Origin of the sequence: Sphingomonas sp. LH128, assembly GCF_000293195.2 — a bacterium.
Taxonomy (GTDB): domain Bacteria; phylum Pseudomonadota; class Alphaproteobacteria; order Sphingomonadales; family Sphingomonadaceae; genus Novosphingobium; species Novosphingobium resinovorum_A.
Window position 1 is genome coordinate 1 of sequence record NZ_ALVC01000228.1, and the last position, 8,476, is coordinate 8,476.

The 8,476-nt window shown below is 61.6% G+C and carries 10 protein-coding genes; 8 read left to right on the forward strand and 2 right to left on the reverse strand.

Annotated features, from left to right (window positions below; translation table 11 throughout):
- Positions 1–1,452 (reverse strand): TonB-dependent receptor (locus tag LH128_RS18280; RefSeq protein ID WP_008831156.1); only part of this gene is annotated, 1,452 nt, incomplete at its 3' end.
- A 155-nt stretch (positions 1,453–1,607) separates the two neighbouring features.
- On the opposite strand from LH128_RS18280, the gene LH128_RS18285 reads away from it, so the two are divergent.
- The 4 genes from LH128_RS18285 (at position 1,608) to LH128_RS18300 (ending at position 5,721) form a co-directional block, all read left to right on the forward strand.
- The gene (locus LH128_RS18285; RefSeq protein WP_008831157.1) at positions 1,608–2,519 is read left to right on the forward strand and encodes a LysR family transcriptional regulator; all 912 of its coding nucleotides are present in this window, start codon (positions 1,608–1,610) and stop codon (positions 2,517–2,519) included.
- Between the two features lie 424 nt (positions 2,520–2,943).
- Positions 2,944–3,423: a 50S ribosomal protein L15 gene (gene rplO / locus LH128_RS18290; RefSeq protein WP_008831158.1), complete on the forward strand. Its 480-nt coding sequence runs from the start codon at positions 2,944–2,946 to the stop codon at positions 3,421–3,423.
- A gap of 242 nt (positions 3,424–3,665) precedes the next feature.
- Positions 3,666–5,033 carry a preprotein translocase subunit SecY gene (gene secY, locus LH128_RS18295; protein WP_008831159.1) on the forward strand — a complete coding sequence of 456 codons (1,368 nt, stop codon included), beginning with the start codon at positions 3,666–3,668 and terminating at the stop codon, positions 5,031–5,033.
- Positions 5,034–5,073: 40 nt separating this feature from the next.
- Entirely contained in the window at positions 5,074–5,721 is a 648-nt protein-coding gene (locus LH128_RS18300) for an adenylate kinase (protein ID WP_008831160.1), read from the forward strand.
- A gap of 42 nt (positions 5,722–5,763) precedes the next feature.
- Here LH128_RS18300 and LH128_RS33560 read toward each other — a convergent pair whose 3' ends face one another.
- A complete protein-coding gene (locus LH128_RS33560) occupies positions 5,764–5,928 on the reverse strand; it encodes a hypothetical protein (protein ID WP_172705106.1) in 165 nt (54 codons plus the stop codon).
- On the opposite strand from LH128_RS33560, the gene LH128_RS18305 reads away from it, so the two are divergent.
- The 4 genes from LH128_RS18305 to LH128_RS18320 form a co-directional block, all read left to right on the forward strand.
- On the forward strand, positions 5,927–6,589 hold the full coding sequence (locus tag LH128_RS18305) for an SRPBCC family protein (RefSeq protein ID WP_008831161.1): 663 nt from the start codon (positions 5,927–5,929) through the stop codon (positions 6,587–6,589). The two genes, LH128_RS33560 and LH128_RS18305, sit on opposite strands and share 2 nt — an antisense overlap.
- Positions 6,590–6,940: 351 nt before the next feature.
- Positions 6,941–7,309: a 30S ribosomal protein S13 gene (rpsM, locus tag LH128_RS18310; RefSeq protein WP_008831162.1), complete on the forward strand. Its 369-nt coding sequence runs from the start codon at positions 6,941–6,943 to the stop codon at positions 7,307–7,309.
- Positions 7,310–7,369: 60 nt separating this feature from the next.
- The gene (gene rpsK / locus LH128_RS18315) at positions 7,370–7,759 is read left to right on the forward strand and encodes a 30S ribosomal protein S11 (protein ID WP_008831163.1); all 390 of its coding nucleotides are present in this window, start codon (positions 7,370–7,372) and stop codon (positions 7,757–7,759) included.
- 105 nt (positions 7,760–7,864) lie between these two features.
- Positions 7,865–8,476 (forward strand): DNA-directed RNA polymerase subunit alpha (locus LH128_RS18320; protein WP_008831164.1); only part of this gene is annotated, 612 nt, incomplete at its 3' end.

Sequence of the window (8,476 nt, forward strand, 5' to 3'; positions counted from 1 at the left end):
GTCGATCTCGCCCTTGCCGCTAAGTGCATTTTCATGAGTGCTTGCATAGACGGGACCGCCGTACTGACCGAAATTGGTCAGGTTAGAGCTGTGAAAATCATCATGGTTGAAGCGTAGGCCGAGAGTGCCGCTGAGTTGGCTCGACACTTCATACTTTGCCTGAGCGAAGCCGGCGTAGCTGTAGCGCTTCTGGTTAGAATCGAGGCCATAGTTGAAATTGTATGGCAGGTTCGAGGCAGTGACCGGATAGGTTACGTCAAACGAGGGGGCGGCATCTGTACCCTGAAGCTCCAGAATGTGCTGACCCAGTTTCTGATAAAGGAAGTAGGCGCCAGCGATATAGCTGAAAGGGCCATTCCCGTTGGAGGTGACGTTGATCTCCTGGCTGATCGCATCGACATCGTTATCCCAATAGGGCTGGACATCGTAGTAGCCCAGGGTCGCGTAATCCAAACGATCCACGTCGATCTGGTTGTGATTGCGCGTACGCTGATAGGAGGTCAGCGATTTTATCGTGACCGGTCCGAAATCGTACTGGAGATCGAGATAGGTGAGAAAGAAGTCGAGCTTATACTTGTTGGGATAGTCTTGCGAAATGTGGCGCGGATTTGGGTCCGGATCGTCAACATTCTTTTGCGCCGCACCGTACTCGTCGGCATTGAAATACTGCGCGGTGAGCTGTGCTGTGAATTCCTCCGTCGGCTTCCAGAGCAGCGAACCCTTGGTCGAGACACGATCGGCATCGTCCAGGCCATATTTACCATAGCTTGAACTGAACGAAGTCTGCTTCGCGAACCCGTCATGGTAATAGCGCTGAACACTGCCGCGAAATGCAAGCGTATCAGATAAGGGGATATTGACGGTCGCCGTTCCGCGCACGAGGTTGTAGTTTCCCAACTCCAGTTCTGTGCTCACGCCGAAAGCATCGGTTTTCGGCTTCTCGGTGATGGCGTTGAGAATGCCGCCGGTGGCGCTCTGCCCGAAGACTGTTCCCTGGGGGCCCCGCAGCACCTCAAGGCGCTGAAGGTCAAGGAAGTCCTGTTGCAGGGCATAAGGGCTCGCGATGTAGACGCCATCCACGTGGAACGACGTTCCCGGTTCGGCACTAAGATTGTCTGAGGCCTCGTAGCCGATACCGCGAATGGCAACGACCCGTACGAAGCTGCCACTGTTGGCGACGGTCAAACCAGGGACGAAACCGTTCAGGTCGATCAGTTGCGTGATGTTGGACTGCGCGAGGTTATCAGCGGTGATCGCCGTAATTGCTAGAGGCGCTTGCTGGAGCGTCGTCTGACGCTTCTCGCCGGTCACGACGATATCGGTGCTGCTAGCATCGCTGGGCGCTGCGTCTGTGGCAGGCGCATCAGCCGCAAATGCAGGTGCCCCGAAAACGAACATGGCGGTCGCGGCAGCGCCCGATAGCAGCTTCGACTTGTCCGGCATGATGGTCATTTCGATTTACCCCACTCGGGAGCATTCGGCATACTTTCGCCGGTTCTGCTCCGCCCTTGTCCTGATGGCTCGTTATTAACCGTTGCGACCTGTTCCGATCCATCGCAGAATAGAGGAATTGTCGTTCGGAAAATGCGTACAGGTAGGGAATTGCGATGCTGCTCGGACGCGCCGCCATTTATTTCGACGAGGTCGCCAGGCGGGGCGGTTTGCGCCGCGCGGCCGATGTTCTTCATATTGCCCCGTCTGCGGTGGATAGGCAGATCATTCAGTTGGAAGAGGAACTAGGTACGAAGCTGTTCGAGCGGACGCCTACCGGCATGCGCATGACTGCGGCCGGGGAGTTGCTGATCGATAGCGTCCGCCGCTGGCGGCGCGATCTGCAGCGCGTGCGCTCCGAGATTGACAATCTTGTTGGACTACGACGTGGACAGGTGTCGATTGCAATGGTGGAAGGCGCCGTGGAGCTTGTGGCGGGTGCAATCGAAGTCTTTCAGAAAAAATATCCGGCGATCCAGTTCAATCTCAACGTCTATGGCGCTCAGGCTGTGATCGAGCAGGTGCTTGCCGCAGAAGTGGACTTCGGGATCACTTTCAATGCACCGGATAATCCAACAATCCGTATCGACCGCACACTTATATATGATCTGGGTATCGTTGTGCGGCCCGATCATCCGCTCGCTGGCAAGGAGTCAGTGGCCCTGACCGAATGTGCCGAGTTTCCGCAGATTTTGCCAAGCGAGGCGTTGTCATTAAAGCGGGTGCTTGATCGTGCTTGGTCACGCAATCTAGGTGGTCAGCCGCGCGGGGTGGCGGAAGCCAGCAGCATCGATATGATCAAGGCGCTGGCACTGCGCGGCATCGGGATCGGATGGCTAACCTCGATCAGCGCACTACGAGAAATCGAGACAGGATCGCTGATTTTCGTTCCGCTGGAGGATCAGAATGTCGACCTGTTCACGTTTTCCATCGTCAGCGCGTCCGGCCGTACCCTCTCACATCCTGCCTCGTTGATGATCCACCAGTTGGAGCAAGCTATGGAGGAACAGGGCGTGCCCGTCATTTAGCGAAGGATAGTGGAATAGTGACTTTCTGCTGGTCGGGTGAATCAATCAGCTTCTTGGCTGTAGGCACTGTGTCAGATACCAATCTCTAGCGAGTTACAACAATGGTGGCCCTGCGAAGGCGGGGACCCATCTGATGTCTTCGCAACAGGCAATGTCAGGAGATGGGTTCCCGCCTGCACGGGAAAGACAGTTATGATGATGAAGATAGCTTCTGAAGCGGAGAAGGGCGTACGCGAAAGGTCACAGGGAATGGGCGCAAGTCATTCACTGTAAAGGAACAATCTCGGGGTTTCACAGGCTCTTCTGTGTAAACCGGGATGTGGGATGACCCGCTCTTCCCGAATCCGGGGTGACAAGCGCGCCCTCATCCGCTAGGGGCGCCGCTTCCTATCAGCGCGACTCAAAGCGAAAGCGAGTGCAGAACATGAAACTGAATGACATCCGTGACAACGCCGGCGCCCGTCACCGCCGCATGCGCGTCGGCCGTGGTATCGGCTCGGGCAAGGGCAAGACCTCGGGACGCGGCCAGAAGGGTGCCAAGGCGCGCTCGGGCGTTTCGATCAACGGCTTCGAGGGTGGGCAGATGCCGCTCCACATGCGCCTGCCGAAGCGCGGCTTCTCGAACAAGAAGTTCGCCAAGGACTTCGCGGAAGTGAACCTGGGCCTGGTCCAGAAGTTCATCGACGCCGGCAAGCTGGACGTCACCGGCGTGGTCGATCACGCGGCGCTCAAGGCCGTCGGCCTGGCCCGTGGCGGCAAGGACGGCGTGCGCCTCCTCGCCAAGGGTGAACTGACCGCCAAGGTCACCTTCAACGTTGCCGGCGCTTCGGCCGGTGCCGTTGCCGCGGTCGAAAAGGCCGGCGGTTCGGTGATCGTTCCCGCCAAGGAAGAGGCTGCGGCCTGATTTCCGGCGCGACACGCTAAGGCATAAGGAGAGGGCGGGCGCCGGGCGCTTCGCCCTCTCTTGCTGTAAGGTGTCGACAAATGTGATGCGCGGGCGGCACACTGGAGCCGATTCGTGCGGGACGGGTCTTCCCGACATCGTTCCAATGTCTATATGGCCAGTTTCCTTCCCGGGTTCGACAAGGCAGGCATGAGCCGCTAAGGGCGAGTCCGATCAGATTCTTCGAGGCTTTTTAGAACGTCATGGCTTCACGCGCCGACAACATCGCCAGCACGCTCAGCCTGGCCAATTTCTCCAAGGCCACCGAGCTGAAGAACCGCATCTGGTTCACCATCGGCGCGCTCATCGTGTTCCGCTTTTTAAGCTTCGTGCCGCTGCCGGGTGTGAACCCGGTCGCGCTGCGCGATCTCTATCTGCAGACGCAGGGCGGCATCCTTGACCTGTTCAACACGTTCTCGGGCGGTTCGCTTTCGCGCATGAGCCTGATCGCGCTCGGCGTGATGCCGTACATCACCGCCTCGATCGTGGTGCAGCTGGCCGCCTCTCTCCACCCGGCGCTCGTCGCGCTGAAGAAGGAAGGCGAAGCCGGACGCAAGAAGCTCAACCAGTACACGCGCTACGGCACCGTGCTGCTGTGCATCGTGCAGGGCTACGCGATCGCCACCGGTCTCGAGGCGCTTTCGACCTCGCGCGGTCTTGGCGCCGTGGTCGATCCCGGCATCCCGTTCCGCGTCGGCGCGGTGATCTCGCTGATCGGCGGCACCATGTTCCTGCTGTGGCTGGGTGAGCAGATCACCTCGCGCGGGATCGGCAACGGCGTCTCGCTCATCATCATGGCGGGTATCGTCGCGCAGATGCCGACGTTCGCCAGCAACCTGGGCTCGGCCTACTCGGCGGGCGACACCGGTTCGATCCTCATCATCGCGCTGATCGCGCTTGTGGTGGCGATGATCCTGATGATCTGCTTCATGGAACGCGCCACGCGCCGCCTGCTGATCCAGTATCCCAAGCGCGCCACCCAGCGCGGCATGATGCAGGCCGACCGCAGCCACCTGCCGCTCAAGCTCAACACCGCCGGCGTGATCCCGCCGATCTTCGCCAGTTCGCTGCTGCTGCTGCCGCTGACGATCAGCCAGTTCGCCGGCAAGTCGCTGACGCCGGATTCGACGATGGGCAAGATCGTGGTCTCGCTCAACCAGTACTTGGGCCACGGCAAGCCGCTCTACATGCTGCTCTACGCGGCGGGCATCATTTTCTTCTGCTTCTTCTACACCGCAGTCGTCTTCAATCCGGAAGAGACCTCGGACAACCTGAAGAAGAACGGCGGCTTCATTCCGGGTATCCGTCCCGGCAAGAACACTGCGGTCTATCTCGACTACGTCCTGACGCGCATCACCGTGATCGGTGCGGCCTACCTGGTCATCGTCTGCACGGTGCCTGAGTACTTCCTGTCGATGACGGGCTTGCCGCTGCTGTTCATGGGTGGCACGAGTCTGCTGATCGTCGTCAACGTGACCGTGGATACGATCACGCAGATTCAGTCGCACCTGCTGGCGCACCAGTACGGCGACCTCATCAAGAAGGCCAAGCTGAAGGGCCGCATGCGCTGAGGCGCGTGCCGATAACGTAAAACCGAGGGGGATTCAGGGCGTGAACATTATCCTGCTGGGACCGCCGGGGGCGGGCAAGGGAACCCAGGCGCAGCGTCTCGTCGACAAGCATGGCATGCGCCAGTTGTCGACCGGCGACATGCTGCGCGCCGCAGTCAAGGCGGGGACGCCGACCGGGCTCGAAGCCAAGGCGGTCATGGAGCGTGGCGAGCTGGTGTCGGACGCGATCGTCTCGGCGCTGATCGGGGACGAACTCGACGCGATGGGCGTGGATACCGGCGCCATCTTCGACGGCTATCCGCGCACCGAAGCGCAGGCGGAATCGCTTGACGGCATTCTGGAAGCGCGCGGTCGCAAGCTCGATCACGTGATCGAACTGGAAGTGAACGAGGATGCTCTGGTCGAGCGCATCACCGGCCGCTTCACCTGCGCCACTTGCGGCAAGGGCTACCACGACACCTTCGAGAAGCCTAAGGTCGAAGGCACTTGCGACAAGTGCGGCGGGCACGAGTTCAAGCGCCGCCCGGATGACAACGCCGAGACCGTGCGCACCCGCATGGCCGAATACCGCGCCAAGACCGCGCCGATCCTGCCCGTCTACGAAGCGCGCGGTATCGTCGCCAAAGTCGACGGCATGGCTGACATGGACGAGGTGACGGCGGCGATCGAGGCAATCCTCGCGGGCTGATCCTGTTCCAGAGTGAACCGAACAATGAAACCCGGAAGTGCCTCAGGTCGCTTCCGGGTTTTTCATTTTGTCGTCGAAGTGCGCGACAGGGATGACGGGCTTCATGCGATCTGGCATGGACGGTTTCGCGACATTGACGGGGCCTTCACGGCCGGGCAGGGGCAGCTTTATGAAGTCTTTCGCATTTGCGCTGGCGGCGGCCGGCATGGCGCTCGTTCCTTCGGCGGCAAGCGCGAGCGTCGCGCAAGTCGAGGCCAACGGCTTCGTCGTGCGCCATGTCGCGCAAGTCCCGGCGACGCCCGAGGAAACCTGGGCAGTGCTGGTGAAGCCTTCGGTCTGGTGGGACTCCGATCACACCTGGTCCGGCGATGCCGCGAACCTCACGCTCGATGCGCGGGCGGGCGGCTGCTTCTGCGAAGTGCTGCCCAACGAAAGCTCGCCCAAGGCAACGCCGCGCGGCAGCGTCGAGCACATGCGGGTGATCTACGTGGAGCGCGGCCGCGCCCTGCGTATGAGCGGGGCGCTCGGCCCGCTGCAGTCGGACGCGGCGATCGGCACGCTTACCGTGCAGCTCAAGCCGGACGGGAAGGGCGGTACGCAGGTCCTGCTCGAATACGTCGTGGGCGGTTTCACCCGCACCCCGTTCGAGAAACTGGCGCCTGCGGTGGATGGCATGCTCGGCGGACAGCTCCAGCGCCTGACGGAGAAGCTGGGCGGCGCCTTCGCGGCGGCCTTCCCGAAGATCGAGACGGACGTTGCCGACCCGCCTGTCGAGGCGCCTGCAGCGGCGGATCCTGCGGTCGGGCTCGACATCGTGCCGCTTTCGAGCAAGCCGATGACCAGTGACGGGCCGCTCGTCGGACGCTAGGTCCGATGCGTGCGGTGCCGCCATGGGACAGGGCCGGGTGCTACGCACTTTGACTGGCCTCGCGATTTGCGTTAAACAGTCCTCACAGGCGCGACATCCGCCCCGTCGATCAGGCGGAGGGCGGCGCCCGGTCGATGCCGCAGGCGTTGACGCGGAACGTTGACTCTGCGCGCGAATCGTTTTAAGCGCCCCCTTCACTCGTCAGTAAACGGCAGTCCGGAAGGCCCATACCGCGTGTCCAAAGCACCCGCGTGTAACCGCCAACCGGGCCTTTTGCCATTTCACTTCCCCGAGTGTTTTCGCGATGAGATGGAGGTGCGCGCTCGCACCTCTGTGGAGCAGGAGAATTAAGTGGCTCGTATTGCAGGGGTAAATCTCCCCACCAACAAGCGCGTTATCATCGCGCTGACGTATATCCACGGCATCGGCCGTACCAAGGCGCTCGAGATCGCCGACAAGCTCGGTATCGATCACACCCGCCGTATCCAGGATCTCTCGGACGCCGAAGTGCTCCAGATCCGTGAGACCATCGACGCCGACCACACGGTCGAGGGTGACCTTCGTCGCGAGACCGCGATGAACATCAAGCGCCTGATGGACCTCGCCTGCTACCGCGGCCTGCGTCACCGCAAGGGTCTGCCGGTTCGTGGCCAGCGCACGCACACCAATGCGCGCACCCGCAAGGGCAAGGCCAAGCCGATCGCCGGCAAGAAGAAGTAAGCCGAGGGAGCCGTTAAGGCTTTCGGTTTCCCGCAGCGATAATTCGACAGGATATACGATATGGCACGCGAACCTCAGCGCATTAAGCGCCGCGAGCGCAAGAACATCACGAGCGGCATCGCCCACGTGAATGCTAGCTTCAACAACACCATGGTGACCATCACCGACGCCCAGGGCAACGCGATTTCGTGGTCCTCCGCCGGCATGATGGGCTTCAAGGGCAGCCGCAAGTCGACCCCGTACGCCGCTCAGGTGGCCGCGGACGACGCCGGCAAGAAGGCCGCCGAGCACGGCGTCCGCACCCTCGAAGTCGAAGTCAAGGGCCCGGGTTCGGGCCGCGAGAGCGCCCTGCGCGCCCTGGCTGCCGTGGGCTTCACGATTACCTCGATCCGCGACGTCACGCCGATTCCGCATAACGGCGTGCGTCCCTCGAAGCGCCGCCGCGTCTGATCGAGCTAATGCGGGCGGTGACCGGTCACCGCCCGTCTTCGGAACGTCCCGGGCCTCTCCACCAGGCCTTCGGGACGCAACCGCCATCACTCCCAGGGGAAGTCCATGACTGTCAACATCAAGAACTGGCAGGAACTCAAGAAGCCGAACAGCCTTGAGATCAAGCCGGGACCAGACCCCAAGCTGAAGGCGACCTTCGTCGCCGAACCTCTCGAGCGCGGCTTCGGCCTGACGCTCGGCAACGCGCTGCGTCGCGTGCTGCTCTCTTCCCTCCAGGGCGCGGCGATCACCTCGATCAAGATCGAGAACGTGCTCCACGAATTCTCGTCGCTCGCAGGCGTGCGTGAAGACGTCACGGACATCGTCCTGAACGTCAAGCAGATCGCGCTCAAGATGCAGGGCGATGGTCCGAAGCGCCTCCAGCTTTCGGCAACCGGTCCGGCCGCCGTCACCGCCGGCGACATCGCCGTCACCGGTGACATCGAGGTCATGAACAAGGACCTCGTGATCTGCCACCTCGACGATGGTGCGACGCTCAACATGGAGCTGACCGCCGACTCGGGCAAGGGTTACGTCCCCGCCGTGTCGAACCGTCCGGTCGACGCGCCGATTGGTCTGATCCCGGTCGACTCGCTCTACTCGCCGGTTCGCCAGGTGAGCTACAAGGTCGAGAACGCCCGCATCGGCCAGGAGCTGGACTTCGACAAGCTCAACCTG